Genomic DNA, 25,680 nt, shown 5'->3' with positions numbered 1-25,680 from the left:
AGAGATACTTCGCCCGAATATTCCCAGTCCGCATCTAGGCGCATGCCTGTAGGCTCATGGCGCTTGTGAGATCCTAAAAACAACGCGGCAGGTTACGCACCACATTGAGTGCCGCGCTGCTCTGGGCCACCGGCATGATCTCGACGGTATTGATGTTCACATGCCCCGGTTGCTCGGCAATCCAGGCCACCGTAGCGGCGATGTCCTCCGGCAAGATGGCCTCCACGTCGCGGTAGAGCGCTTGCACGGCATCCAGGTCGCCGTTCAGGCGCACCACCGAAAAGTCGGTGCCCGAGCACAACCCCGGTTCGATATTACTCACCCGCACGCGGGTGCCCGCCAGATCGGCGCGCAGGTTGAGGCTGAACTGGCGGACAAACGCCTTGCTGGCGCCATACACATTGCCGCCCGGGTACGGATAAGTGCCGGCGATGGAGCCCATGTTGATGATCATGCCGCTGTCAGCCTCCACCATCTGCGGCAGGACTTTGTGGGTCACCATCGCCAGGCCGGTGACGTTGGTGTCGATCATCTGCTGCCAGTTCTCGCTGCTGCTGGCCTGGGCGCGGTCGACACCCAGCGCCAGCCCGGCATTGTTCACCAGCAGGTCAATTTGCAGCGAGGCGTCGCGGACTTGTTCGAACGCCGACTCGATCGACAGCGGATCGGTGACATCAAGCGCCAGCGCAATGAAATTGTCGCCCAGCTCGGCCTCCAGCACTTGCAGCTTGTCCATGCGCCGGGCGGCGCCGATCACACGGTAGCCCTTGCCGATCAGGGTGCGGCAGATGGCCCGGCCAAAGCCCGAAGAAGCGCCGGTCACGAATGCAGTTTTCATCAGTTATCTCCTTTGAAAGGGGTCAGGCCAGGTACTTCACACCCAGGCTGGTAAACAGGCAGAGCATCGAGAACACCAGCGCCTTGCGTACCACTTCATTGCCTTTGCGCAGGGCCAGGGCGCTGCCCAGGTGGTTGCCGAGGATGTTGCAGGCCACCAGCGGTAGCGCCAGCAGGTAGACGACCTTGCCCGCCATGACGAACGCCACCAGGGCGCCGATGTTGGAGGCGAAGTTGAAGGTCTTGGAGTTGGCGGAACTGGAGACCAGGTCCATGCGCAGCAGGTAGTGGAACGCGATGATGAACATGCTGCCGGTGCCGGGGCCGAAGAAGCCGTCGTAGAAGCCGATGGCCAGGCAGGTCAGCGGCACCACGGTGAACAGCATGCGCGGCGACAGTTCGCGCTCCTCCACCGGGCGGTCCTTGGGGGTGAGGAAGATGAGGATGCCGAACGGGATCAGCGCCAGGATGATCTTGCCCACGGTTTCCTGGGGGATCGACACGATCAGATGCGCACCCAGATAAGCCCCGAGCAATGAAAACGGCACCCCGACCAGCGCCACCTGCCAGACCATCTTGCTGTTGGCCAGGAAGTTGCGGATGGCCGCGAGCGTGCCGAGGGTGCTGACCAGCTTCTCCTGCCCCAGGGCAACCTGCGGTGGCATGCCCACCAGCAGGAAGCCCGGCACCAGAAACAGCCCGCCCCCGCCGGCGATGCTGTCGACAAAGCCTGCAACGAATGCGATAGCGCCCAGCATCAGGATCGCCAGCAACCAGTGTTCCGCCCAGAAGGCGCCTAACAGTTCCATATCGGTACGTCCGTCGAGTCAGTAAAAGAGAATCAGGAGAGCACTTCGTAAAGGTGATCGGCCCGGGCGAAATGCACGCGGTTCAGGTCGTTGACCGCGAACAGACGCAGCAGCCAGCGGTCGGCACCATCGTTCTGTGGCTCAAAGCCATCGCGGGCATGCAGCACTCGCTGGTTCTTGAAGACCATGAAGTCGCCCGGCAGCAGCAGGTGGGGTTCGTCGAAGCGACGGGTTTCCAGCACGCTGCGCAGGCTGGCCAGCGCCTGCTCGGCCCGCAGGTTGAGGCCGTGGGTGTTCTCGCTGTCGAAACGGCACAACCATTCGCCGGCCTGGCCGTGCACCAGCACCGGGAGTTCGGCCGTGCAACGGCGGTTGCCGCTAAAGGAGTCGGGGCGGCGGATCTCGAACTGAGGCAGGCACAGTTCGCGCACGGTGGCCGCAGGCAGTGCCGCCACCACGGCATCGAGGCTCACCAGTGTGGTGCTGATGCGCGGGTCGCAGCGCATGCCGAAGAACGACAGGTATTCCGGGCAGCAGGACGTGTCGCCGAGCGGCTCGGATGACAGCGGCAGGTCCGGGTTGTCCACGTGATAGGAGAAGCGCAGCTTCGAGCCATGGGAGCTCTTGTGGCTGGAGGAATGGCGCGAAGGAATGACATGGCGGAACAGCCGGCCATCGTTTTCACCCTCGTAGACCACCGGGTTGATCCCCATCAGGCTCTGCATGGTCAGGCTGACCAGGCAGGCAACCGGCGTGCTGCGCGGGCTGAGTACGCCCGAATAAGGCGTGGGTGGGATGTCACGGTCACGCGGGCAATTGCGCACGATCATGCTGGTCAGGTAAGGATCCGTGACGAAGCCACGGATCTGTTGGCACAGCGCCTTGCCCAGCACGTCCTGGGCCTGGTCTTTGAGCTGTGGATAAAGCTCCTTGCTCGTCTCGAAGTCGAGCGGTGTGTTGTTCAGCAAGGTTTGCCAGGCGCTGGAGATGACCCAGGGCAGACGGATCTCCAGTGAGGCTTGAACCTCGGCGCCTTGATGCAGGTGTGCACTTTCCATTTGCAGTGATATTCCATGTTGCTGGCTTGAGGCCAGTCGGTGTCGGCGGCAGATGTTTATGTTTTTGAAGCCGGTCACAGCGGGACGATGCAAGCGGCTGAAGCCAGCGAGAGGCCAGCGAATTGCATCGACGCAATCATTGTAATTACAAAAATAACGTCGATTCAATCCATTTTCCAAAAGGCGCAGAAAGCCAATTGAGTCGATTCAATCAACTTATTGATTTCAAAAGGTTTCTGGCGAGCGTGGCGAAACGACGCTGGATGCAGACCCGATTTATCTCAATCAGGGGCCGCTTGGAAGGTCCATCGATCAACTAATCGATGCGATTCAATCAAGGCAATTTACACGTAAGAAAACACAATTACTTCCATCAGACCTTTCGTGCTAGGCTTCCGCGTTCTCGCAGATTCTGGTGCCATTTCTATGTGGGTTCCTCACTACAGCGACCTGGCGCAGCCGGTCTACCTGATGATCGCCGACGCCCTGGAGCAGGACATCGGCAGCGGCCGGCTGGTGGCTGGCGAACGCTTGCCGACCCTCAAGGACCTGGCCGAGTCACTGGACGTGACACCCGGCACCATTGGCCGAGCCTATGACGAAGCCGCCAAGCGTGGCCTGGTGGTGGGTGAGGTCGGGCGCGGGACTTTCGTGCTGCCACAACGCCAGGCGCAGCTCCCTGCCCCGCTTGCTCCTGCACGGCCCAGCCCCAGCAGCGCTGAGCGCGAGAGCGGTCAGATCGACCTGTCGATCATCAAGCCCAGTGACGCCCACATGACCGATTGGCTGCGCGGTGCCATCAACGAACTGGCCCAGTCGCCCGACCTGGCCCAAGTGCTGGACTATGTCACCGAGGGCGGTCATGCGACCCACAAGCAGGCCGGTGCGGCCTGGATTCAACGCTGGCTCCCTGAGGCACGCTGGCAGCAGGTGGTGCTTACGTCCGGCGCCCAGCATGGCTTGCTAGTGGCCATCAGCAGCCTGTCGAAGAGCGACGACGTGGTGCTGTGCGAATCGTTCTGCTACCCAGGCATCATCTCCCTGGCCCACAGCATGGGGCGTCGCCTGCGTGGCGTGGCCATGGACGAATTCGGGCTGATTCCCGAGGCGCTGCGTGCGGCATGCCTGGAACATCGCCCTTCGCTGCTGGTGTGCGTCACCACGCACCAGAACCCGACCAACTCGATCATGCCCCATGCGCGGCGCGAGGCCATTGCGGAAATCGCTCGCGAGTTCGACCTGTTCATCGTCGATGACGACATCTATGGCTTTCTCGAACCCGCCCCGGACTACAAGCCGCTTGCCGCGTATGCCCCTGAGCGGTCGGTGTACCTCACCAGCCTGTCCAAGAGTGTGCTGCCGGCACTGCGTATCGGCTATCTGTATGCCCCGCCGCAAACCCTCTCACGGCTATCGTCGATGGTACGCAGCAGCGTCTGGATGCCATCGCCATTGATGGCGCAGCTGGCCAGCAACCTGATCAACAGCGGCATGGCCGATCAGTTGGTGCAGGTGCAACAGGAGGAAGCGGCTGCGCGTCAGCATATGGCGCGAGAGATTCTGGGCAAGTACAGGATCCGCAGCCAGCCCAACAGCTTCCACATCTGGCTGGAATTGCCCGAGCCCTGGACCAGTGACGAGTTTGCCAACCTGGCACGCAACAATGGCGTCACGGTGGTCAGTGGCAGCCAGTTCCTGCCCGAGCGCAGCCATGCCACCTGTGGCGTGCGCATTGCCTTGATGTCTCCCAGCCGCCAGGAGCTGGGCTTTGCCCTGACCAAATTGGCGAGTCTGCTGGATTCGCCGGAGCCGCGGTTGTTTTATTGAGCGGGGTTGTGGGAAGGGCATAAAAAAACCCAGGGCAACTGCCCTGGGTTTCTGTTTCAGCTAGACGCCTTGCCGCTCGATCAGAACGGAATATCATCATCGAAGCTGTCGAAGTCAGCCGCCGGCTGCGGCGCAGGCTGCTGTGGCGCCGGACGCTGTTGCTGCTGCGGGCGCTGAGCCTGCTGGCGTGGCGGAGCCTGGTTATACTGTTGCTGCTGGCCGCCACCGTAGTTGCCGCCGCCCTGGTTGTACGGGTCACCGCCCTGCTGCTGGCCCTGCGGACGACCGCCGAGCAGCTGCATGGTGCCGTTGATGTCGACGATGATCTCGGTGGTGTAGCGCTTGATGCCGTCTTTTTCCCACTCGCGGGTCTGCAGCTTGCCTTCGATGTAGCACTGCGAACCTTTGCGCAGGTACTCGCCGGCGATCTCGGCAACCTTGCCGAACAGCGACACACGGTGCCACTCGGTACGTTCGACCTTCTGGCCCGACTGCTTGTCGGTCCACTGCTCGCTGGTGGCCAGGCTCAGGTTGGTCACGGCGTTACCGTTGGGCAGGTAGCGGACTTCGGGATCCTGACCACAGGTGCCGACCAGAATGACTTTGTTAACCCCACGGGCCATAACGTTCTCCTAGGCTTCGCACGCCGAAGAGGCTGGGTTCACCAGTCGCTCGAGGGTCGCACGGTCCAAAATTTTCGTATCCAGTTTGATATAGATGGCGGCTTCATCTGCCACCACCACGGCGTCGGTCACACCCGGCACGGCCATCAGGCGCTCGGTCAAGCCGGCTTCCCGAACTGCCTCTGGCGTCAGCGGCATGCGCAGACTGGTCACATAGGGCGGCTCGTTCATGCGCAAGGCAACGACCAACCAGATGGCACACAGGATTGCGCAACCAAGGAACACCATGTTCAGCCCGCCGTGCTGGAACAGCCAGCCACCGAGGATTCCTCCCAGGGCGGCGCCCAGGAACTGGCTGGTGGAATACACCCCCATCGCCGTCCCCTTGCCACCAGCAGGCGACACCTTGCTCACCAGCGAAGGCAACGAAGCCTCCAGCAGGTTGAATGCGGTAAAGAATACCACGGTGCCAATCACCAGTCCGCGCAAACCGTCAGCCCACTGCCAGAAGAACACTTCCGTCAGCAGCAGGACACTGACCGCACCGGCCAACACACGTTTCATCTTGCGCTTTTTTTCGCCGTAAATGATGAACGGGATCATTGCAAAAAATGAGATCAGCAGCGCGGTCAGGTACACCCACCAGTGCTGTTCCTTGGGCAGGCCGCCGCGCTCGACAAACGCCAGGGGCAGCGCGACGAAGCTGGCCATGAGGATGGCGTGGAGGATGAAAATGCCCACGTCCAGGCGCAGAAGGTCCGGGTGACGCAGGGTCGGGCCGAGGGCCTGGCGCGCCACACCCGACTCACGGTGCTGCAAGGTGCTGTGGGTATTGGGTACGACGAAGGCGATCAACAGGATGCCGACCAAGGCAAGTCCTGCGGTGGCCAGGAACAATCCTGACAAGCCGAAATGGCTTGTGAGCAATGGACCAATGACCATGGCCACGGCAAACGACAGGCCGATGCTCATGCCGATCATCGCCATCGCCTTGGTCCGGTGCTGCTCGCGGGTCAGATCCGAGAGCAAGGCCATGACCGCCGCAGAAATCGCCCCGGCGCCCTGCAGGATTCGCCCGGCGATCACGCCCCAGATGGAGTCGGCCTGGGCCGCCAACAGGCTGCCCAGGGCAAAGACCACCAGCCCCAGGTAAATCACCGGCCGGCGGCCGATGCGGTCGGAGATCATCCCGAACGGGATCTGCAATACTGCCTGGGTCAGGCCATAGGCGCCGATGGCCAGGCCGATCAGCGCGGGCGTGGCGCCGGCCAGGTCCATGCCGTAGGTGGCCAGCACCGGCAAGACCATGAACATGCCCAGCATACGAAAGGCAAAGACCAGGGCCAGGCCGCTAGCAGCGCGGGTTTCGCCGCTGCTCATGCGCTCGTTGTGGGTGTCGTGCATGGATAAACCTCGTGTGAACCGGCGGCGATTCTATCAGTCCGACAGCTTGACGGCATCTACGCGACGCTTTGCCGCGTACTGGCAGCGCGCCGTATACTTCCTTGTTTATGCCCGCCGAGCGAGGCCGCAGTGGACAAGATCCTGATTCGTGGGGCTCGTACCCACAACCTGAAGAACATCGACCTGACCCTGCCGCGGGACAAGCTGATCGTGATCACCGGCCTGTCCGGATCCGGCAAGTCGTCCCTGGCGTTCGATACCCTCTACGCCGAGGGCCAGCGCCGCTACGTGGAATCGCTGTCGGCCTATGCCCGGCAATTCCTGTCGATGATGGAAAAGCCCGACGTCGACACCATCGAAGGCCTGTCGCCGGCCATTTCCATCGAGCAAAAGTCGACGTCGCACAACCCCCGCTCCACGGTCGGCACCATCACCGAGATCTACGACTACCTGCGCCTGCTGTACGCACGCGTCGGTACGCCACGCTGCCCGGACCACGATATTCCGCTGGAAGCGCAAACGATCAGCCAGATGGTCGACCTGGTGCTGGAGCGCCCGGAAGGCAGCAAGCTGATGCTGCTGGCACCGGTGGTGCGCGAGCGCAAAGGTGAGCACCTGGCGGTGTTCGATGAGCTGCGCGCCCAGGGCTTCGTCCGTGCACGGGTCAACGGCAAGCTCTATGAGCTGGACGAACTGCCGAAGCTGGACAAGCAGAAAAAGCACAGCATCGATGTGGTGGTGGACCGTTTCAAGGTCCGCGCCGACCTGCAGCAGCGCCTTGCCGAATCGTTCGAAACTGCGCTGAAGCTGGCCGACGGCATCGCTCTGGTGGCGCCCATGGACGACGAGCCAGGCGAAGAGATGATCTTCTCCGCACGCTTCGCCTGCCCGGTATGTGGACATGCGATCAGCGAGCTGGAGCCAAAGCTGTTCTCCTTCAACAACCCGGCCGGTGCCTGCCCGACCTGCGACGGCCTGGGGGTGAAACAGTTCTTCGATACCAAGCGCCTGGTCAACAGTGAGCTGACCCTGGCCGAAGGCGCGATTCGGGGCTGGGACCGGCGCAACGTGTACTACTTCCAGATGCTCGGCTCGCTAGCCGCGCATTATGGCTTCAGCCTGGAGGAGCCGTTCGGTGAACTGTCAGCCGACCACCAGAAGGTGATCCTGCAGGGCAGCGGCAAGCAGAGCGTCGACTTCAAGTACCTCAACGACCGTGGCGATATCGTCAAGCGCTCGCACCCGTTCGAAGGCATCGTGCCAAACCTCGAACGCCGCTACCGCGAAACCGAATCGGCCACCGTGCGTGAAGAGCTGGCCAAGTTCCTCGGCACCCAGCCCTGCCCGGATTGCCGCGGCACCCGCCTGCGCCGCGAAGCCCGCCACGTGTGGGTTGGCGAGAAGACCCTGCCAGCAGTGACCAACTTGCCGATCGGTGAAGCCAGCAGCTACTTCGGTGACCTGACCCTGACCGGCCGCCGTGGGGAGATCGCGGCGAAGATCCTCAAGGAAATCTGCGAGCGCCTGCAGTTCCTGGTCAATGTAGGCCTCGACTACCTGACCCTGGACCGCAGCGCCGATACGCTGTCGGGTGGCGAAGCCCAGCGTATCCGCCTGGCCAGTCAGATCGGTGCCGGCCTGGTCGGGGTAATGTACATCCTCGACGAACCGTCCATCGGTCTTCATCAACGCGACAACGACCGCCTGCTGGCCACCCTCAACCACCTGCGCGACCTGGGCAACACCGTGATCGTGGTGGAACACGACGAGGACGCCATTCGCCTGGCCGACTACGTGGTGGACATCGGCCCCGGTGCCGGCGTGCACGGCGGCCAGATCGTCGCCGAAGGCTCGCCGCAGGAGGTCATGGACCACCCTGATTCGCTGACAGGCAAGTACCTGTCCGGGCGCAAGAAGATTGTCGTGCCGGTAAAGCGCACCCCGCGCAACAAGAAGCTGCAGCTCAAGCTTAAGGGCGCACGTGGCAACAACCTGCAGAACGTCGACCTGGAGATCCCGATCGGCCTGCTGACCTGCGTGACCGGCGTGTCCGGCTCGGGCAAGTCGACACTGATCAACAACACCCTGTTCCCCCTCGCCGCCACCGCCCTCAACGGCGCGAGCAGCCTGGAAGCCGCGCCGCACAGCAGCATGGACGGCCTGCAGCACCTGGACAAGGTCGTGGACATCGACCAAAGCCCGATCGGCCGCACCCCGCGCTCGAACCCGGCGACCTACACCGGCATCTTCACGCCGATTCGCGAGCTGTTCTCTGGCGTACCGGAATCGCGCTCGCGCGGCTACGGGCCGGGGCGTTTCTCGTTCAACGTCAAGGGCGGCCGTTGCGAGGCCTGCCAGGGCGATGGCCTGATCAAGGTCGAGATGCACTTCCTGCCGGACATCTACGTGCCTTGCGACGTGTGCAAGAGCAAGCGCTACAACCGCGAAACCCTGGAGATCAAGTACAAGGGCAAGAACATCCACGAGGTGCTGGAAATGACCATCGAGGATGCCCGCGAGTTCTTCGATGCGGTGCCGGCGCTGGCGCGCAAGCTGCAAACGCTGATGGACGTGGGGCTTTCGTACATCAAGCTGGGGCAATCGGCGACCACCTTGTCCGGTGGCGAGGCGCAACGGGTGAAGCTGTCCCGTGAGCTGTCCAAGCGCGACACCGGCAAGACCTTGTACATCCTCGACGAGCCAACCACCGGCCTGCACTTCGCCGACATCCAGCAGCTGCTGGACGTTCTGCATCGCCTACGTGACCACGGCAACACCGTAGTGGTAATCGAGCACAATCTTGATGTGATCAAGACCGCCGACTGGCTGGTGGACCTAGGACCGGAAGGCGGCTCCAAGGGCGGGCAGATCATTGCCTGCGGTACCCCGGAAGAGCTGACCAAGATGAAGCAGTCTTATACCGGCCACTACCTCAAGCCGCTGCTGGAGCGTGACCGGGCCTGACGGTTGCCGGTGACATGAAAAAGCCCCTGGTACCTATGGAGCCAGGGGCTTTTTTGTGAGGCCGTGGATAACTTACATCTGCGACTGCAGGTAGTTTTCCAGGCCGATGGCCTTGATCAGGCCCTGCTGCTTCTCCAGCCAGTAGGTGTGATCTTCTTCGGTGTCAGCCAGCTGCGCGCGCAGGATGTCGCGGCTGATGTAGTCCTTGTGCAACTCGCATAGCTCGATGCCTTTGCACAGCGCGCCACGCACCTTGTACTCGAGCTTGAGGTCGGCCTCGATCATTTCCGGCACGGTGCTGCCCACTTCCAGGTCGTCCGCGCGCATGTCGGGAGTGCCTTCGAGCATGAGGATACGACGCATCAGGGCATCAGCGTGCTGCGTCTCTTCTTCCATCTCGTGGTTGATACGCTCGTAGAGCTTGGACAGGCCCCAGTCTTCGTACATGCGCGAGTGAATGAAGTACTGGTCGCGAGCCGCCAGTTCGCCCTTCAGCAACGTGACGAGATAGTTGATAACGTCCGGGTGACCTTGCATCGCCCTGATTCTCCCTATGAAAACGGCTTGATGCACATAGTGTGAACCAGCTTTTGCGCGCGGTCACTGAAAAACGCGCAATTTGATGCAAAAAATCGGTTAAACAGTAGTGATTTTCATTGAAAACCGCCCAAATGAGGGCGGTTCTTCTTATCACTTCGACTTAGGCGAGATTCACGCCCAATGCCTTGGCGATGCCTTCGCCGTAGGCCGGGTCGGCCTTGAAGAAGTACTGCAACTGGCGCTGGATCACGTCTTCACTGACGCCCGCCATGGTGCCGGCGATGTTGCCGATCAGCAGTGCCTTCTGCTCGTCGCTCATCAGGCGGAACAACGCACCGGCGTGGCTGTAGTAGTCGTTGTCCTCACGGTGGTCGTGACGGTCCGCTGCGCCGCTGAGGGCCAGTGGGGGTTCGGCGTGGCGTGGCGACTGCTTCGGCGCATCGGCGTAGCTGTTGGGTTCATAGTTCGGCGCACTGCCGTAGCTGCCCATGGCCATCGAACCATCGCGCTGGTAGCTGTTCACCGGGCTGCGTGGGGCGTTCACCGGCAGTTGCTGGTGGTTGGTACCCACACGGTAGCGGTGTGCGTCGGCGTAGGCGAAAACGCGGCCCTGCAGCATGCGGTCAGGCGACAGGCCGACACCCGGGACCATGTTGCTCGGGCCGAACGCCGCCTGCTCCACTTCGGCAAAGTAGTTCAGCGGGTTGCGGTTGAGCTCCAGTACACCGACCTCGATCAGCGGGTAATCCTTCTGCGACCAGGTCTTGGTCACGTCGAACGGGTTCTCGTCGCGGTTGGCGGCCTCGGCCTCACTCATCACCTGGATGCACACGGTCCAGCGCGGGAAGTCGCCACGCTCGATGGCCTCGAACAGGTCACGCTGGGCGTAGTCCGGATCGGTACCGGCCAGGCGCGCTGCATCGGCCGGGGCCAGGTTCTTGATGCCTTGCTGGGTCTTGAAGTGCCATTTGACCCAGGTGCGCTCGCCTTGGGCATTGATCAGGCTGTAGGTGTGGCTACCGAAGCCGTGCATGTGCCGGTAACCGTCCGGGATACCACGGTCAGAGAACAGGATGGTGACCTGGTGCAGCGCCTCGGGCGAGTGCGACCAGAAGTCCCACATCATCTGGGCGTTCTTCAGGTTGGTTTGCGGGTGGCGCTTCTGGGTGTGGATAAAATCCGGGAACTTCAGCGGGTCGCGGATGAAGAACACCGGCGTGTTGTTGCCAACGATGTCCCAGTTGCCTTCCTCGGTGTAGAACTTCACCGCAAAACCACGTGGGTCACGCTCGGTATCCGCCGAGCCACGCTCGCCGCCGACCGTCGAGAATCGCAGGAAGGTTTCGGTCTGCTTGCCGATCTGTTCGAACAGCTTGGCGCTGGTGTGCGAGGTGATATCGCGGGTGACAGTGAAGGTACCGTAGGCACCCGAGCCTTTGGCGTGCACACGGCGCTCAGGGATGTTCTCGCGGTTGAAGTGGGCGAGCTTCTCGATCAGGTGGAAGTCGTCGAGCAGCAGCGGGCCGCGTGGGCCGGCGGAGCGGGAATTCTGGTTGTCAGCTACAGGTGCACCGCTGGCGGTGGTGAGAATCTTGCTCATGGGCTCTCCTTATCGGTCTTCAGGCGCCGGCTAAACGGCTTGAGAAGGAGTATCGACGAGCGGTTGTTTCAGAACAAATTCATTACATGACTTGTATCAATAGAAATAAACAATACTTGCGGACACAAAAAACCGGGCACTAGGCCCGGTTCTTTGTAGCAGACAGAACGTCTTACTCAGCAGCTTCTACAGCACCGCCGACCGGACGATCAACCAGCTCGACATACGCCATAGGCGCGTTGTCGCCAGCGCGGAAACCGCACTTCAGGATGCGCAGGTAGCCGCCCTGACGGGTGGCGTAACGCTTGCCCAGGTCGTTGAACAGTTTGCCAACAGCGGACTTCGAACGGGTACGGTCGAAGGCCAGACGACGGTTAGCAACGCTGTCTTCCTTGGCCAGGGTGATCAGCGGCTCGGCAACGCGGCGCAGTTCCTTGGCTTTCGGCAGGGTGGTTTTGATCAGCTCGTGCTCGATCAACGACACTGCCATGTTCTGGAACATAGCCTTGCGGTGAGAGCTGGTACGGCTCAGGTGACGTCCACTTTTACGATGACGCATGATTCATTCCTTACCAAACACTACGTTCGGTGATTACGACGATCAGGCGGTCGCCTTGTCGTCTTTCTTAAGACTTGCAGGCGGCCAGTTGTCGAGGCGCATGCCGAGAGACAGACCACGAGAGGCCAGAACGTCCTTGATTTCAGTCAGGGACTTCTTGCCAAGGTTAGGAGTCTTCAACAGCTCTACTTCGGTACGCTGAATCAGGTCGCCGATGTAGTAGATGTTCTCCGCCTTGAGGCAGTTGGCCGAACGTACAGTCAGTTCCAGGTCGTCAACCGGGCGCAGCAGGATCGGATCGATCTCGTCTTCCTGCTCGACTACGACAGGCTCACTGTCACCTTTGAGGTCGACGAACGCGGCCAGCTGCTGTTGCAGGATGGTCGCAGCGCGGCGGATAGCCTCTTCAGGATCCAGGGTGCCGTTGGTTTCCAGATCAATGACCAGCTTGTCCAGGTTGGTACGCTGTTCAACACGGGCGTTCTCGACCACATAGGCGATACGACGCACCGGGCTGAACGAGGCGTCCAGCTGCAGACGGCCAATGCTACGGCTTTCGTCTTCGTCGGTTTGACGGGAGTCAGCCGGCTCGTAACCGCGACCACGAGCTACAGTGAGCTTCATGTTCAGGGCGCCGTTGGACGCCAGGTTCGCGATTACGTGATCGGGGTTGACGATCTCGACATCGTGATCCAGCTGAATATCGGCAGCGGTAACCACCCCCGAACCCTTTTTCGACAAGGTCAGCGTAACTTCGTCACGACCGTGCAGTTTGATAGCCAGGCCTTTCAGGTTCAACAGGATTTCAATTACGTCTTCCTGAACACCTTCGATCGCGGAGTACTCATGGAGTACGCCATCGATCTCGGCCTCGACTACTGCACAGCCAGGCATGGAGGACAACAGGATGCGGCGCAGCGCGTTGCCCAGGGTATGGCCGAAACCACGCTCGAGAGGCTCGAGCGTAATCTTGGCGCGGGTCGGACTGACTACCTGCACATCAATATGGCGGGGAGTCAGGAACTCATTTACCGAAATCTGCATGGATGCACCTATTTTCTAGCCCTTACTTGGAGTAGAGCTCGACAATCAGGTTTTCGTTGATGTCGGCAGACAGATCGCCACGAGCTGGAACGTTCTTGAAAACGCCCGACTTCTTAGCGGAATCTACGTCTACCCACTCAACGCGGCCACGCTGGGCGCACAGTTCAAGGGCTTGAACAATGCGCAGCTGGTTCAGCGACTTCTCGCGAACCGCGACCACGTCACCCGGACGAACTTGGTAGGATGGAATGTTTACAGTCTTACCGTTGACGCTGATCGCTTTGTGCGAAACCAGCTGACGGGACTCGGAACGAGTCGAACCGAAGCCCATACGGTAAACGACGTTATCCAGACGGCACTCGAGCAGTTGCAGCAGGTTCTCACCGGTTGCGCCTTTTTTCGAGGCAGCAGCTTGGTAGTAACCGCGGAACTGACGCTCCAGAACACCGTAGATACGACGGACTTTTTGTTTCTCGCGCAGCTGGGTACCGTAGTCGGACTGACGGCCACGGCGCTGGCCGTGGATACCTGGGGCTGCTTCGATGTTGCACTTCGATTCCAGAGCGCGAACGCCGCTCTTCAGGAACAGGTCGGTGCCTTCACGACGAGACAGTTTGCATTTTGGACCAATGTAACGTGCCATTCTTCTGTCTCCTGATTACACGCGACGCTTCTTCGGCGGACGGCACCCGTTATGCGGGATTGGCGTCACGTCGGTGATGCTGGCGATCTTGTAGCCGCAGCTGTTCAGTGCACGAACGGCGGATTCACGACCTGGACCTGGACCCTTGACGTTGACGTCGAGGTTCTTCAGACCATATTCCAGCGCAGCTTGACCAGCACGCTCAGCAGCAATCTGGGCTGCGAACGGGGTGGATTTGCGCGAACCACGGAAACCCGAACCACCGGAAGTAGCCCAGGACAGTGCGTTGCCCTGACGGTCGGTGATGGTCACGATGGTGTTGTTGAAAGAAGCGTGGATGTGGGCGATGCCATCAACCACTGTCTTTTTGACTTTCTTACGAGGACGAGCAGCAGGTTTTGCCATGTCTATATTCCTGGGCGATTACTTGCGGATCGGCTTACGCGGGCCCTTACGGGTGCGTGCGTTGGTCTTGGTGCGCTGACCGCGAACCGGCAGACCTTTACGATGACGCAGGCCGCGGTAGCAACCCAGGTCCATCAAGCGTTTGATCTTCATGTTGATGTCACGACGCAGGTCACCTTCGGTGGTGAACTTCGCGACTTCGCCACGCAGGGTTTCGATTTGCTCGTCGCTCAGATCCTTGATCTTTGCGGCTGGGTTGACACCAGCGTCTGCACAGATCTTCTGTGCAGTTGTGCGACCGACACCATAGATGTAGGTCAGCGAGATAACAGTATGCTTGTTATCTGGAATGTTGACGCCTGCAATACGGGCCATTCAGTGGGACTCCAATTGACAGCTACCTACGCCCCGGAAGCCAAGAAATAGGGCGCGAGATAATATCGCTGTAGAAACGAATAATCAACCCAGCAGCACACTAGCTGCTGGGTTTGAAGCGCAGATCACACTCAGCCTTGGCGCTGTTTGTGACGCGGTTCCGCGCTGCAGATCACTCGTACGACGCCTTCGCGACGGATGATCTTGCAGTTACGGCACAGCTTTTTCACCGATGCACGAACTTTCATTACCGACTCCTCGAACCTTAGGGGCGTATCAGCGCAGCAGACCGCTGCCGCCGTAGCCTTTCAGGTTGGCTTTCTTCATCAGGGATTCGTACTGGTGCGAAACGAGGTGCGATTGTACTTGGGACATGAAGTCCATCACAACCACTACCACAATCAGCAACGAGGTCCCGCCAAGGTAGAACGGCACATTTGCTGCCACCACCAGGAACTGGGGCAGAAGGCAGACGGCCATCATGTAAAGAGCACCGAACATGGTCAAACGAGTCAGAACGCCATCAATGTAGCGCGCGGACTGCTCACCAGGACGGATACCCGGAATAAAGGCACCGGACTTCTTCAGGTTTTCCGCTACGTCTTTCGGGTTGAACATCAACGCTGTGTAGAAGAAGCAGAAGAAAATGATCCCTGCACTAAACAGCAGAATGTTCAACGGCTGACCAGGAGCGATCGACTGCGAGATGTCCTGCAGCCAGCCCATACCTTCGGACTGACCGAACCAGGCACCCAGCGAAGCCGGGAACAGCAAAATGCTGCTCGCGAAAATGGCCGGGATAACCCCCGCCATGTTCACCTTCAGCGGCAAGTGGCTGGTCTGCGCAGCGAAGACCTTGCGGCCCTGCTGACGCTTGGCGTAGTGAACGGCGATACGACGCTGACCACGCTCAATGAACACCACGAAACCGATGATCGCTACTGCAAGCAAACCGATTGCGACCAGGGCGAAAATGTTGATATCGCCTGTGCGTGCAGACTCGAAAGACTGCCCGATTGCTCTCGGAAGACCGGCAACGATACCTGCGAAGATCAACATCGAGATACCGTTGCCCACACCGCGCTCGGTGATCTGCTCGCCCAGCCACATCATGAACATCGCGCCCGCCACAAAGGTGGAGACTGCAACGACATAGAAGCCGAGACCTACAGAAAACGCCACGCCCTGGTTGGCCAGGCCAATGGACATGCCAATGGCTTGAACCAGTGCCAGGATAACGGTGCCGTAGCGGGTGTACTGGCTGATCTTGCGACGGCCAGCTTCACCTTCCTTCTTCAACTGCTCCAGTTGCGGGCTGACCGCCGTCATCAGCTGCATGATGATCGATGCCGAGATGTACGGCATGATCCCCAGTGCAAAGATGCTCATGCGCTCAAGCGCGCCACCGGAAAACATGTTGAACAAGCTAAGAATGGTCCCCTCATTCTGCCGAAACAGATCCGCCAGACGGTCTGGATTGATGCCAGGAACCGGGATATGCGCACCTATCCGATAGACGATGATCGCCATGAACAGAAAGCGCAGACGAGCCCAGAGTTCCGACATCCCGCCCTTACCGAGCGAAGAGAGAGCACCTTGCTTAGCCATTTATTCCTCGAACTTGCCGCCAGCTGCTTCGATAGCCGCACGCGCACCCTTGGTGGCTGCGATGCCCTTGATGGTGACTGCGCGAGTGACTTCGCCAGACAGCATGATTTTCACACGCTGTACGTTCTGGCCAATCACGTTGGCGTCCTTCAGGGACTGTACGGAAACCACGTCGCCTTCCACTTTGGCCAGCTCGGACAGACGCACTTCAGCGCGGTCCATGGCTTTCAGGGAAACGAAGCCGAACTTCGGCAGACGACGGTGCAGCGGCTGTTGACCGCCTTCGAAGCCAGGAGCGATCGAACCACCGGAACGGGAGGTCTGACCTTTGTGGCCACGGCCGCCGGTCTTACCCAGACCGCTACCGATACCACGACCTGGACGATGCTTCTCGCGACGGGAACCCGGCGCTGGACTCAGATCATTGAGTTTCATCGATTAACCCTCGACCTTCAGCATGTAGTAAGCCTTGTTGATCATCCCGCGGTTCTCGGGAGTATCCTGGACTTCTACAGTGTGACCGATGCGACGCAGACCCAGGCCTTTAACGCACAGTTTGTGGTTAGGCAGGCGGCCCGAGACGCTCTTGATCAGCGTTACTTTTACGGTTGCCATGATTAGAAGATCTCCTCAACGCTCTTGCCGCGCTTGGCAGCAATGGACTCAGGAGATTGCATGGCTTTCAGACCCTTGAAGGTGGCGTAAACCACGTTCACTGGGTTGGTCGAACCGTAGCACTTGGCCAGGACGTTCTGAACACCAGCAACTTCCAGGACGGCACGCATGGCGCCGCCGGCGATGATACCGGTACCTTCCGAGGCAGGCTGCATGTAAACCTTCGAGGCGCCGTGGGCAGCCTTGGTGGCGTACTGCAGGGTGGTGCCCTTCAGGTCAACCTGGATCATGTTGCGACGAGCAGCTTCCATGGCTTTCTGGATCGCAGCAGGTACTTCGCGCGACTTGCCACGGCCGAAACCAACGCGACCCTTGCCATCACCAACCACGGTCAGCGCGGTGAAGGTGAAGATACGGCCGCCTTTAACGGTTTTAGCTACGCGGTTAACTTGAACCAGCTTCTCGATGTAGCCTTCGTCGCGCTTTTGATCGTTATTTGCCATAACTTAGAACTCCAGCCCGCCTTCACGAGCAGCATCAGCCAGCGCTTTGACGCGGCCGTGGTACTTGAAGCCGGAACGGTCAAAGGCAACTTGAGATACACCGGCGGCTTTCGCACGCTCAGCTACCAGCTTGCCAACCTTAGTGGCCGCGTCGATGTTGCCAGTGGCGCCATCACGCAGGTCTTTGTCCAAGGTCGAGGCGCTTGCCAGAACCTTGCTGCCGTCGGCCGAAATGACCTGGGCGTAGATGTGCTGCGAGGAGCGGAACACGCACAGGCGCACGACTTCGAGTTCGTGCATCTTGAGGCGTGCTTTGCGAGCGCGACGCAGTCGAATAACTTTTTTGTCGGTCATTTGCTAGGCCCTACTTCTTCTTGGCTTCTTTACGACGGACTGCTTCGTCCGCGTAACGTACACCCTTGCCCTTGTAAGGCTCTGGCGGACGGAACCCGCGGATTTCAGCGGCCACCTGACCTACCAGCTGCTTGTCGATACCCTTGATCAGGATGTCGGTCTGGCTAGGCGTTTCAGCGGTGATGCCGGCTGGCAGTTCGTAGTCCACTGGGTGAGAGAAGCCCAGGGCCAGGTTCAGGATTTCGCCTTTGGCCTGCGCCTTGTAACCAACACCGACCAGCTGGAGCTTGCGCTCGAAGCCTTGGCTTACGCCTTGGACCATGTTGTTCACCAGGGCACGGGTAGTACCGGCCATGGCGCGAGCTTGCTGGTCACCGTTGCGAGCGACGAAACGCAGCTCGCCAGACTCTTCGGTAACTTCAACAGACGAGTGAACGTTCAGTTCGAGAGTGCCTTTGGCACCCTTCACCGAAAGCTGCTGACCGGCGAATTTGACTTCGACACCGGATGGCAGCTTAACGGGGTTCTTAGCGACGCGAGACATGCCTATCTCCCCTTAGAACACTGTGCACAGAACTTCGCCGCCGACACCGGCAGCGCGCGCAGCGCGGTCAGTCATCACACCTTTGTTGGTGGAGACAATAGACACGCCCAGACCGCCACGAACTTTCGGCAGGTCGGTGACGGCCTTGTACTGGCGCAGGCCAGGACGGCTGGAACGCTTCAGTTCCTCGATGACCGGACGGCCTTCGAAGTACTTCAGTTCGATCGAAAGGGAAGGCTTGGCCTCACCAGTTACCTGGTAACCAGCAATGTAACCTTCGTCTTTCAGAACTTTGGCAACCGCGACCTTCAGGGTGGAGGAAGGCATGCTTACGACGGACTTTTCAGCCATCTGGGCATTACGGATGCGAGTTAGCATGTCCGCTAACGGGTCCTGCATACTCATGGGCTAGATGCTCCTGATACAAGAAATATTAGCCTTGCGGCTATCACAACCACCCAAGCGGGCAGGGTAAAAAACCCAGGCTCGGGTGAGCCGGTCATTCTAGACACAAGGCAGAAACGAAACAAGCCCCATGAAGGGGCTTGTTTGTTGGCGAGGTCACCGGTGGTCGGAAGATCACTCCCCTTCCACCGGGATCACACCTGCAGCGATTACCAGGAGGCTTTGACCAGGCCTGGTACGTCACCGCGCATTGCAGCTTGACGCAGCATGTTACGGCCCAGGCCGAACTTACGGTATACACCGTGAGGACGACCGGTCAGGCGGCAACGGTTGCGCAGGCGCGAAGCGCTAGCGTCGCGTGGCTGCTTCTGCAGAGCGACTACGGCAGCGAAACGCTCTTCTGGAGAGGCGTTTACGTTGACGATGGTCGCTTTCAGCTCAGCACGCTTCTTAGCGAACTTGGCTACCGTGAGCTGACGCTTCAGCTCGCGGTTTTTCATGCTCTTCTTGGCCATTTTCCTACTCCAATCAGTTGCGGAACGGGAATTTGAATGCACGCAGCAGAGCGCGGCCTTCGTCATCCGAACGAGCAGTGGTGGTCAGGGTGATGTCCAAACCGCGCAGAGCATCGATCTTGTCGTAATCGATTTCCGGGAAGATGATCTGCTCTTTCACGCCCATGCTGTAGTTGCCACGGCCATCGAAGGACTTGGCATTCAGGCCGCGGAAGTCGCGAACCCGAGGCAGGGAGATCGCCAGCAGGCGGTCCAGGAACTCGTACATCTTGTCGCTACGCAGGGTCACCTTGACGCCGATCGGCCATCCCTCACGGACTTTGAAGCCCGCGATGGATTTACGAGCGAAAGTCACGACCGGCTTTTGACCGGTGATCTTTTCCAGGTCGGCTACAGCGTGCTCGATGACTTTCTTGTCGCCGATCGCTTCGCCCAGACCCATGTTCAGGGTGATCTTGGTAACGCGCGGAACTTCCATCACGTTCGACAGCTTAAGTTCTTCCTTAAGCTTAGGAGCGATTTCGTTCCGGTAAATCTCTTTCAGTCGTGCCATGGTCTTCTACCTAGCAGTGTTCAAGCATCAACCGCTTTTTGGGTCGACTTGAAGACACGAATTTTCTTACCGTCTTCTACTTTGAAACCAACGCGGTCAGCCTTGTTGGTTTCGCCATTGAAGATGGCAACGTTGGAAGCGTGCAGAGGCGCTTCTTTTTCGACGATACCGCCCTGAACGCCCGCCATCGGGTTAGGCTTGGTATGACGCTTAACCAGGTTCACGCCACCGATGACCAGACGGTCATCAGCCAGAACCTTCAGCACCTTACCGCGCTTACCTTTGTCTTTGCCGGCGATCACGATGATCTCGTCGTCACGACGAATCTTTTGCATGTCGGATCTCCTTACAGCACTTCAGGGGCGAGCGAGACGATCTTCATGAACTTCTCAGTACGAAGTTCACGGGTCACTGGCCCGAAGATGCGAGTGCCGATCGGCTCTTGCTTGGTGTTCAGCAGAACAGCAGCGTTGCCGTCGAAACGAATGATGGAACCGTCAGCGCGACGTACACCGTGACGGGTACGGACGACAACAGCAGTCATCACCTGGCCTTTTTTGACCTTACCGCGCGGAATTGCTTCCTTGACGGTTACTTTGATGATGTCACCGATGCCGGCGTAACGGCGGTGCGAGCCGCCGAGCACCTTGATGCACATGACGCGACGAGCGCCGCTGTTATCGGCCACATCGAGCATGGATTGAGTCTGAATCATAAAATTTCTCCGACCCCTAGCCCTTAGACTTCAACAGCGCGTTCGAGGACTTCAACCAGTGCCCAGGACTTGGTCTTGGCCAGCGGACGGGTTTCACGGATGGAAACCTTGTCGCCGATTTTGCACTGGTTGGATTCGTCGTGCGCGTGCAGCTTAGTCGAACGCTTAACGTATTTACCGTAGATCGGGTGCTTTACGCGACGCTCGATCAGGACGGTGATGGTCTTGTCCATTTTGTCGCTGACGACACGGCCAGTCAGCGTACGGACGGTTTTTTCAGCTTCAGCCATGATCACTTACCTGCCTGCTGGTTAAGCACAGTTTTCACGCGAGCGATGTCACGCTTAACTTGCGAGAGCAGGTGCGACTGCCCCAACTGGCCAGTTGCTTTCTGCATACGCAGATTGAACTGGTCGCGCAGCAAGCCGAGCAGTTGCTCATTCAGTTGCTGTGCAGATTTTTCACGAAGTTCATTCGCTTTCATCACATCACCGTCCGCTTAACAAAGGAGGTGGCGAGAGGCAGCTTTGCAGCAGCCAGGGCGAAAGCTTCGCGCGCCAGCTCTTCAGAAACACCCTCGATCTCGTACAGGACTTTGCCTGGCTGGATCTGGGCAACCCAGTATTCCACGGAGCCCTTACCTTTACCCATACGAACCTCGAGAGGCTTCTTGGAGATCGGCTTGTCCGGGAACACACGGATCCAGATCTTACCGCCACGCTTAACGTGACGGGTCAGCGCACGACGTGCGGACTCGATCTGGCGAGCGGTGAGGCGACCGCGAGCAACAGCTTTCAGGGCGAATTCGCCGAAGCTGACTTTGCTACCGCGCAGTGCCAGACCACGGTTGTGGCCAGTCATCTGCTTGCGGAATTTTGTACGCTTTGGTTGCAACATTTGGCGTACCCCTTACTTAGCAGCTTTTTTACGAGGCGCTGGTGCTTGTGGTTTCAGTTCTTCTTGGCGACCACCAATAACTTCGCCTTTGAAGATCCAAACCTTCACACCGATCACACCGTAAGTGGTGTGAGCTTCGTAGGTGTTGTAGTCGATATCGGCACGCAGGGTGTGCAGAGGCACACGACCTTCGCGATACCACTCGGTACGAGCAATCTCAGCACCGCCGAGACGACCGCTCACCTGGATCTTGATGCCCTTGGCACCAATACGCATGGCGTTCTGTACGGCGCGCTTCATGGCGCGACGGAACATTACGCGGCGTTCCAGCTGCTGAGCTACGCTCTGCGCAACCAGCATAGCGTCGAGTTCCGGCTTGCGGATCTCTTCGATGTTGATGTGCACCGGCACACCCATCTGCTTGGTCAGGTCCTGACGCAGCTTCTCGACATCCTCACCTTTCTTCCCGATAACGATACCTGGACGAGCGGTGTGGATGGTGATGCGTGCAGTTTGAGCCGGACGATGAATATCGATACGGCTTACGGACGCGCTTTTTAGTTTGTCTTGGAGGTACTCACGCGTTTTCAGATCCTTCAACAGGTAATCTGCGTAAGTAGCACCGTCTGCGTACCAGACGGAGGTGTGCTCCTTGACGATTCCCAGGCGAATGCCAGTGGGATGTACTTTCTGACCCATCTGATCGACTCCGTTACTTGTCCGCAACCTTGACAGTGATATGGCAAGACCGCTTGACGATGCGATCAGCACGGCCTTTGGCACGTGGCATGATGCGCTTCAGCGAACGCCCTTCGTTGACGAAGACGGTGGAGACCTTCAGGTCATCAACGTCTGCGCCTTCGTTGTGTTCGGCGTTGGCTACGGCCGACTCGAGGACTTTCTTCATGATTTCAGCGGCTTTTTTGCTGCTGAAGGCCAACAGGTTGAGCGCTTCGCCCACCTTCTTCCCGCGGATCTGGTCGGCGACCAAGCGGGCTTTCTGGGCGGAGATGCGAGCGCCCGACAACTTAGCGGCTACTTCCATTTCCTTACCCCTTAACGCTTGGCTTTCTTGTCAGCCACGTGCCCGCGATAGGTGCGGGTACCGGCGAACTCGCCCAGTTTGTGGCCGACCATGTCTTCGTTCACGAGAACTGGGACATGCTGGCGACCGTTGTGAACCGCGATGGTCAGACCGACCATTTGTGGCAGGATCATCGAGCGACGCGACCAGGTTTTAACTGGTTTGCGATCGTTCTTCTCCACCGCCACTTCGACCTTCTTCAACAGGTGAAGATCGATAAAAGGACCTTTTTTCAGAGAACGTGGCACTGTCGTATCCCTCTAGTTACTTGCGACGACGGACAATCATGTTGTCGGTACGCTTATTACCGCGGGTCTTCGCACCCTTGGTTGGGAAGCCCCATGGCGATACCGGATGACGACCACCGGAGGTACGACCTTCACCACCACCATGTGGGTGGTCAACCGGGTTCATGGCAACACCACGAACGGTTGGGCGAACGCCGCGCCAGCGTTTGGCACCAGCTTTACCCAGCGAACGCAGGCTGTGCTCGGAGTTCGAGACTTCGCCCAGGGTCGCACGGCACTCAGCCAGGACTTTACGCATTTCACCAGAGCGCAGACGCAGGGTCACGTAGACACCTTCGCGGGCGATCAGCTGAGCCGAAGCACCAGCGGAACGTGCGATCTGAGCACCTTTACCCGGCTTCAGTTCGATGCCGTGAATGGTGCTACCTACTGGGATGTTGCGCAGCTGCAGGGAGTTACCGGCCTTGATTGGGGCCAGGGCACCTGCGATCAGCTGGTCGCCAGCGCTCACGCCTTTAGGGGCGATGATGTAGCGACGCTCACCGTCTGCGTAGCACAGCAGGGCGATGTGAGCAGTACGGTTTGGATCGTATTCGATACGCTCGACAGTGGCTGGGATGCCATCTTTGTCGTTGCGACGGAAGTCGACCAGACGGTAATGCTGCTTGTGACCACCACCAACGTGACGAGTGGTAATGCGGCCATTGTTGTTACGACCACCAGACTTCGATTTTTTCTCGATCAGCGGTGCGTGAGGAGCGCCTTTGTGCAGCTCCTTGTTGACCACCTTGACCACGAAACGGCGGCCAGGGGAAGTCGGTTTGCATTTAACGATTGCCATGATGCACCCCTTCCTTACTCAGCACTGCTGCTGAAATCGAGATCTTGGCCTGGCTGAAGGGAGACGATCGCCTTCTTCCAGTCATTACGCTTGCCCAGACCACGTGCGGTACGCTTGGTTTTACCCAGAACGTTAACAGTCGACACGTTTTCAACTTTTACGTTGAACAGGCCTTCGACAGCTTTCTTGATTTCCAGCTTGGTTGCATCGGTAGCAACCTTGAATACGAACTGGCCTTTTTTCTCAGCCAGAACGGTAGCCTTCTCGGAAACGTGCGGGCCAAGGAGGACTTTGAATACGCGTTCCTGGTTCATCCCAGCAGCTCCTCGAATTTCTTCACGGCCGAGACGGTGATCAACACCTTCTCGTATGCGATCAGACTGACCGGGTCGGAACCTTGAACGTCACGTACGTCGACGTGCGGCAGGTTGCGAGCAGCCAGGTACAGGTTCTGATCAACAGCGTCGGAAACGATCAGTACGTCGTTCAGACCCATGCCGTTCAGCTTGTTCAGCAGATCTTTGGTTTTCGGTGCTTCAACAGCGAAGTCCTGAACCACGACCAGACGGTCGCTACGCACCAGCTCAGCGAGGATGGAGCGCAGGGCTGCGCGGTACATCTTCTTGTTGAGCTTCTGCGAGTGATCTTGAGGACGAGCTGCGAAGGTTACACCACCGCCACGCCAGATCGGACCACGGGTGGTACCAGCACGAGCACGGCCAGTACCCTTCTGACGCCATGGGCGCTTACCGCCACCAGCCACGTCGGAACGGGTCTTCTGCTGCTTGGTGCCCTGACGGCCGCCGGCCATGTAGGCCACGACTGCTTGGTGTACCAGCGTCTCGTTGAATTCGCCACCGAAAGCCAGTTCGGAAACTTCGATCGCCTGAGCGTCATTTACATTAAGTTGCATGTCAGTATCCCCTTAACCGCGAGCCTTGACAGCTGGACGTACAACCACGTCGCCGCCAGTAGCGCCAGGAACGGCACCCTTGACGAGCAGCAGGTTGCGCTCAGCGTCTACGCGAACTACTTCCAGGGACTGAACAGTCACGCGCTCGGCGCCCATGTGACCGGACATTTTCTTGCCCTTGAACACACGACCAGGAGTCTGGCACTGGCCGATGGAACCTGGGACACGGTGCGACACGGAGTTACCGTGGGTGTTGTCCTGGCCACGGAAGTTCCAGCGCTTGATGGTACCGGCGAAGCCTTTACCTTTGGACTGACCAGTAACGTCAACCAGCTGGCCTGCAGTGAAGAGTTCAGCTTTGATCGAGTCGCCAGCCTGGAACTCGCCTTCTTCAAGACGGAACTCCCAGACACCGCGACCAGCGGCAACGTTGGCCTTGGCGAAGTGACCTGCCTGAGCGGCAGTCACACGCGAAGCACGACGCTCGCCGACAGTGACTTGCACTGCACGGTAGCCATCGGTTTCTTCAGTTTTGAACTGGGTGACACGATTCGGCTCGATCTCAATGACCGTGACCGGAATGGAGACACCTTCTTCGGTGAAAATGCGGGTCATACCGCACTTGCGACCGATTACACCAATAGTCATGTTGTAAACCTCATGAGTGTACGGGGCTTTCACCCGCTATGGCCGCCCATTTCAGAGCGTTACACGACTAGACCGAAGTCTTAGCCGAGGCTGATCTGTACTTCCACACCTGCCGCCAGATCAAGCTTCATCAGCGCGTCAACGGTTTTATCCGTTGGCTGGACGATGTCCAGAACACGCTTATGAGTGCGAATCTCGTACTGGTCACGCGCGTCTTTGTTGACGTGCGGGGAGACCAGAACGGTGAAACGCTCTTTGCGGGTAGGCAGTGGAATTGGACCACGCACTTGTGCACCAGTACGTTTCGCGGTTTCCACGATTTCCTGGGTGGATTGGTCGATCAGGCGATGGTCGAAAGCCTTCAACCTGATACGGATTTGCTGATTTTGCATTGGATTTCAGACTCCAGGCTGTTCCCAACGGACGCACTACGCCCGCTAAAAGGAGGCGTGATTCTATAGACGCCCCAATTTAGTGTCAACCCAATAAAAAAAACCCCCGCTGAGCGGGGGTTTTTTCAATCGGTCGAGTGATTACTCGATGATTTTG

Annotated in this window: 37 protein-coding genes; 2 read left to right on the top strand and 35 right to left on the bottom strand. The window is 59.0% G+C overall.

What is annotated here, in order from left to right; all coding sequences use genetic code 11:
• Window positions 1-73: 73 nt before the first annotated feature.
• Genes ACLEJU_RS20715 through ACLEJU_RS20705 form a run of 3 tightly spaced genes read right to left on the bottom strand, consistent with a single transcriptional unit; the run spans window position 74 to window position 2,704 of the window.
• A complete protein-coding gene (locus ACLEJU_RS20715) occupies window positions 74-838 on the bottom strand; it encodes an SDR family NAD(P)-dependent oxidoreductase (RefSeq protein ID WP_435423891.1) in 765 nt (254 codons plus the stop codon).
• A gap of 22 nt (window positions 839-860) precedes the next feature.
• Window positions 861-1,646 carry a sulfite exporter TauE/SafE family protein gene (locus ACLEJU_RS20710; protein WP_099814604.1) on the bottom strand — a complete coding sequence of 262 codons (786 nt, stop codon included), beginning with the start codon at window positions 1,644-1,646 and terminating at the stop codon, window positions 861-863.
• A gap of 32 nt (window positions 1,647-1,678) precedes the next feature.
• The gene (locus ACLEJU_RS20705; protein ID WP_435423890.1) at window positions 1,679-2,704 is read right to left on the bottom strand and encodes a TauD/TfdA family dioxygenase; all 1,026 of its coding nucleotides are present in this window, start codon (window positions 2,702-2,704) and stop codon (window positions 1,679-1,681) included.
• Window positions 2,705-3,130: 426 nt separating this feature from the next.
• Here ACLEJU_RS20705 and ACLEJU_RS20700 point away from each other — a divergent pair, with 426 nt between their 5' ends.
• On the top strand, window positions 3,131-4,531 hold the full coding sequence (locus tag ACLEJU_RS20700; protein ID WP_435423889.1) for a PLP-dependent aminotransferase family protein: 1,401 nt from the start codon (window positions 3,131-3,133) through the stop codon (window positions 4,529-4,531).
• An 80-nt stretch (window positions 4,532-4,611) separates the two neighbouring features.
• On the opposite strand, the gene ACLEJU_RS20695 is transcribed toward ACLEJU_RS20700, so the two are convergent.
• Together ACLEJU_RS20695 and ACLEJU_RS20690 are read right to left on the bottom strand one after the other, a co-directional pair.
• Window positions 4,612-5,154 (bottom strand): single-stranded DNA-binding protein, encoded by a 543-nt coding sequence (locus ACLEJU_RS20695; RefSeq protein ID WP_085677073.1) that lies wholly within the window; start codon window positions 5,152-5,154, stop codon window positions 4,612-4,614.
• Between the two features lie 9 nt (window positions 5,155-5,163).
• Complete coding sequence (locus ACLEJU_RS20690) at window positions 5,164-6,558, bottom strand: MFS transporter (protein ID WP_103448766.1); 1,395 nt, start codon at window positions 6,556-6,558, stop codon at window positions 5,164-5,166.
• 129 nt (window positions 6,559-6,687) lie between these two features.
• On the opposite strand from ACLEJU_RS20690, the gene uvrA reads away from it, so the two are divergent.
• On the top strand, window positions 6,688-9,522 hold the full coding sequence (uvrA, locus tag ACLEJU_RS20685) for an excinuclease ABC subunit UvrA (protein WP_435423888.1): 2,835 nt from the start codon (window positions 6,688-6,690) through the stop codon (window positions 9,520-9,522).
• Between the two features lie 72 nt (window positions 9,523-9,594).
• Here uvrA and bfr read toward each other — a convergent pair whose 3' ends face one another.
• From bfr to rpsJ, 30 genes are all read right to left on the bottom strand, one after another.
• Complete coding sequence (bfr, locus tag ACLEJU_RS20680) at window positions 9,595-10,059, bottom strand: bacterioferritin (protein WP_003257116.1); 465 nt, start codon at window positions 10,057-10,059, stop codon at window positions 9,595-9,597.
• A gap of 163 nt (window positions 10,060-10,222) precedes the next feature.
• Window positions 10,223-11,662 carry a catalase gene (locus ACLEJU_RS20675; protein WP_435423887.1) on the bottom strand — a complete coding sequence of 480 codons (1,440 nt, stop codon included), beginning with the start codon at window positions 11,660-11,662 and terminating at the stop codon, window positions 10,223-10,225.
• Between the two features lie 172 nt (window positions 11,663-11,834).
• On the bottom strand, window positions 11,835-12,221 hold the full coding sequence (gene rplQ, locus ACLEJU_RS20670) for a 50S ribosomal protein L17 (RefSeq protein ID WP_003255451.1): 387 nt from the start codon (window positions 12,219-12,221) through the stop codon (window positions 11,835-11,837).
• 42 nt (window positions 12,222-12,263) lie between these two features.
• Window positions 12,264-13,265, bottom strand: a complete 1,002-nt coding sequence (locus ACLEJU_RS20665; RefSeq protein ID WP_003255452.1) for a DNA-directed RNA polymerase subunit alpha — start codon at window positions 13,263-13,265, stop codon at window positions 12,264-12,266.
• Between the two features lie 22 nt (window positions 13,266-13,287).
• Window positions 13,288-13,908 (bottom strand): 30S ribosomal protein S4, encoded by a 621-nt coding sequence (rpsD, locus tag ACLEJU_RS20660; protein ID WP_027917844.1) that lies wholly within the window; start codon window positions 13,906-13,908, stop codon window positions 13,288-13,290.
• A gap of 15 nt (window positions 13,909-13,923) precedes the next feature.
• Window positions 13,924-14,313 (bottom strand): 30S ribosomal protein S11, encoded by a 390-nt coding sequence (rpsK, locus tag ACLEJU_RS20655; protein WP_003255454.1) that lies wholly within the window; start codon window positions 14,311-14,313, stop codon window positions 13,924-13,926.
• Between the two features lie 18 nt (window positions 14,314-14,331).
• Window positions 14,332-14,688, bottom strand: coding sequence for a 30S ribosomal protein S13 (gene rpsM / locus ACLEJU_RS20650; RefSeq protein ID WP_003255457.1), 357 nt, complete (start codon window positions 14,686-14,688; stop codon window positions 14,332-14,334).
• Between the two features lie 131 nt (window positions 14,689-14,819).
• Window positions 14,820-14,936, bottom strand: coding sequence for a 50S ribosomal protein L36 (rpmJ, locus tag ACLEJU_RS20645; RefSeq protein ID WP_002555468.1), 117 nt, complete (start codon window positions 14,934-14,936; stop codon window positions 14,820-14,822).
• Window positions 14,937-14,964: 28 nt separating this feature from the next.
• A complete protein-coding gene (gene secY / locus ACLEJU_RS20640) occupies window positions 14,965-16,296 on the bottom strand; it encodes a preprotein translocase subunit SecY (protein ID WP_016393394.1) in 1,332 nt (443 codons plus the stop codon).
• On the bottom strand, window positions 16,297-16,731 hold the full coding sequence (gene rplO, locus ACLEJU_RS20635; protein ID WP_023382625.1) for a 50S ribosomal protein L15: 435 nt from the start codon (window positions 16,729-16,731) through the stop codon (window positions 16,297-16,299).
• A gap of 3 nt (window positions 16,732-16,734) precedes the next feature.
• Window positions 16,735-16,911 (bottom strand): 50S ribosomal protein L30, encoded by a 177-nt coding sequence (gene rpmD, locus ACLEJU_RS20630; RefSeq protein ID WP_003255463.1) that lies wholly within the window; start codon window positions 16,909-16,911, stop codon window positions 16,735-16,737.
• Window positions 16,912-16,913: 2 nt separating this feature from the next.
• A complete protein-coding gene (rpsE, locus tag ACLEJU_RS20625) occupies window positions 16,914-17,414 on the bottom strand; it encodes a 30S ribosomal protein S5 (RefSeq protein WP_003255465.1) in 501 nt (166 codons plus the stop codon).
• Between the two features lie 3 nt (window positions 17,415-17,417).
• Window positions 17,418-17,768, bottom strand: a complete 351-nt coding sequence (gene rplR, locus ACLEJU_RS20620) for a 50S ribosomal protein L18 (protein WP_003255467.1) — start codon at window positions 17,766-17,768, stop codon at window positions 17,418-17,420.
• Window positions 17,769-17,778: 10 nt separating this feature from the next.
• Complete coding sequence (gene rplF / locus ACLEJU_RS20615; RefSeq protein WP_103448762.1) at window positions 17,779-18,312, bottom strand: 50S ribosomal protein L6; 534 nt, start codon at window positions 18,310-18,312, stop codon at window positions 17,779-17,781.
• A 12-nt stretch (window positions 18,313-18,324) separates the two neighbouring features.
• A complete protein-coding gene (gene rpsH, locus ACLEJU_RS20610) occupies window positions 18,325-18,717 on the bottom strand; it encodes a 30S ribosomal protein S8 (protein WP_003255471.1) in 393 nt (130 codons plus the stop codon).
• A 209-nt stretch (window positions 18,718-18,926) separates the two neighbouring features.
• A complete protein-coding gene (gene rpsN / locus ACLEJU_RS20605) occupies window positions 18,927-19,232 on the bottom strand; it encodes a 30S ribosomal protein S14 (RefSeq protein ID WP_009681970.1) in 306 nt (101 codons plus the stop codon).
• 13 nt (window positions 19,233-19,245) lie between these two features.
• Window positions 19,246-19,785 carry a 50S ribosomal protein L5 gene (gene rplE / locus ACLEJU_RS20600; protein ID WP_003255474.1) on the bottom strand — a complete coding sequence of 180 codons (540 nt, stop codon included), beginning with the start codon at window positions 19,783-19,785 and terminating at the stop codon, window positions 19,246-19,248.
• A 20-nt stretch (window positions 19,786-19,805) separates the two neighbouring features.
• The gene (rplX, locus tag ACLEJU_RS20595) at window positions 19,806-20,120 is read right to left on the bottom strand and encodes a 50S ribosomal protein L24 (protein WP_003255476.1); all 315 of its coding nucleotides are present in this window, start codon (window positions 20,118-20,120) and stop codon (window positions 19,806-19,808) included.
• Between the two features lie 11 nt (window positions 20,121-20,131).
• Window positions 20,132-20,500, bottom strand: a complete 369-nt coding sequence (gene rplN, locus ACLEJU_RS20590) for a 50S ribosomal protein L14 (protein ID WP_008089810.1) — start codon at window positions 20,498-20,500, stop codon at window positions 20,132-20,134.
• 23 nt (window positions 20,501-20,523) lie between these two features.
• Window positions 20,524-20,790: a 30S ribosomal protein S17 gene (rpsQ, locus tag ACLEJU_RS20585; protein WP_008089812.1), complete on the bottom strand. Its 267-nt coding sequence runs from the start codon at window positions 20,788-20,790 to the stop codon at window positions 20,524-20,526.
• A 2-nt stretch (window positions 20,791-20,792) separates the two neighbouring features.
• Window positions 20,793-20,984, bottom strand: a complete 192-nt coding sequence (rpmC, locus tag ACLEJU_RS20580) for a 50S ribosomal protein L29 (protein WP_002555481.1) — start codon at window positions 20,982-20,984, stop codon at window positions 20,793-20,795.
• Window positions 20,984-21,397 carry a 50S ribosomal protein L16 gene (gene rplP / locus ACLEJU_RS20575; RefSeq protein ID WP_003255479.1) on the bottom strand — a complete coding sequence of 138 codons (414 nt, stop codon included), beginning with the start codon at window positions 21,395-21,397 and terminating at the stop codon, window positions 20,984-20,986. The genes rpmC and rplP overlap by 1 nt, the downstream gene beginning before the upstream one ends.
• Window positions 21,398-21,409: 12 nt before the next feature.
• Window positions 21,410-22,096 carry a 30S ribosomal protein S3 gene (rpsC, locus tag ACLEJU_RS20570; RefSeq protein ID WP_003255481.1) on the bottom strand — a complete coding sequence of 229 codons (687 nt, stop codon included), beginning with the start codon at window positions 22,094-22,096 and terminating at the stop codon, window positions 21,410-21,412.
• A gap of 13 nt (window positions 22,097-22,109) precedes the next feature.
• On the bottom strand, window positions 22,110-22,442 hold the full coding sequence (gene rplV / locus ACLEJU_RS20565) for a 50S ribosomal protein L22 (RefSeq protein WP_003103908.1): 333 nt from the start codon (window positions 22,440-22,442) through the stop codon (window positions 22,110-22,112).
• 11 nt (window positions 22,443-22,453) lie between these two features.
• Window positions 22,454-22,729: a 30S ribosomal protein S19 gene (rpsS, locus tag ACLEJU_RS20560; protein WP_003255482.1), complete on the bottom strand. Its 276-nt coding sequence runs from the start codon at window positions 22,727-22,729 to the stop codon at window positions 22,454-22,456.
• A gap of 16 nt (window positions 22,730-22,745) precedes the next feature.
• Window positions 22,746-23,570 (bottom strand): 50S ribosomal protein L2, encoded by an 825-nt coding sequence (gene rplB, locus ACLEJU_RS20555; RefSeq protein WP_003255483.1) that lies wholly within the window; start codon window positions 23,568-23,570, stop codon window positions 22,746-22,748.
• Between the two features lie 14 nt (window positions 23,571-23,584).
• Window positions 23,585-23,884 (bottom strand): 50S ribosomal protein L23, encoded by a 300-nt coding sequence (rplW, locus tag ACLEJU_RS20550; RefSeq protein WP_003255484.1) that lies wholly within the window; start codon window positions 23,882-23,884, stop codon window positions 23,585-23,587.
• Window positions 23,881-24,483: a 50S ribosomal protein L4 gene (rplD, locus tag ACLEJU_RS20545; RefSeq protein ID WP_027917846.1), complete on the bottom strand. Its 603-nt coding sequence runs from the start codon at window positions 24,481-24,483 to the stop codon at window positions 23,881-23,883. Before rplD ends, rplW begins: the two co-directional genes overlap by 4 nt.
• Window positions 24,484-24,495: 12 nt before the next feature.
• Entirely contained in the window at window positions 24,496-25,131 is a 636-nt protein-coding gene (gene rplC, locus ACLEJU_RS20540) for a 50S ribosomal protein L3 (protein WP_027917847.1), read from the bottom strand.
• An 80-nt stretch (window positions 25,132-25,211) separates the two neighbouring features.
• Window positions 25,212-25,523, bottom strand: a complete 312-nt coding sequence (rpsJ, locus tag ACLEJU_RS20535) for a 30S ribosomal protein S10 (RefSeq protein WP_003186070.1) — start codon at window positions 25,521-25,523, stop codon at window positions 25,212-25,214.
• Window positions 25,524-25,680 lie beyond the last annotated feature (157 nt).

Source organism: Pseudomonas sp. SMN11 (genome assembly GCF_052041945.1).
Taxonomy (GTDB): domain Bacteria; phylum Pseudomonadota; class Gammaproteobacteria; order Pseudomonadales; family Pseudomonadaceae; genus Aquipseudomonas.
The sequence above is the reverse complement of the archived record's forward strand: the minus strand, read 5'-3'. Positions and strand labels throughout refer to the sequence as shown.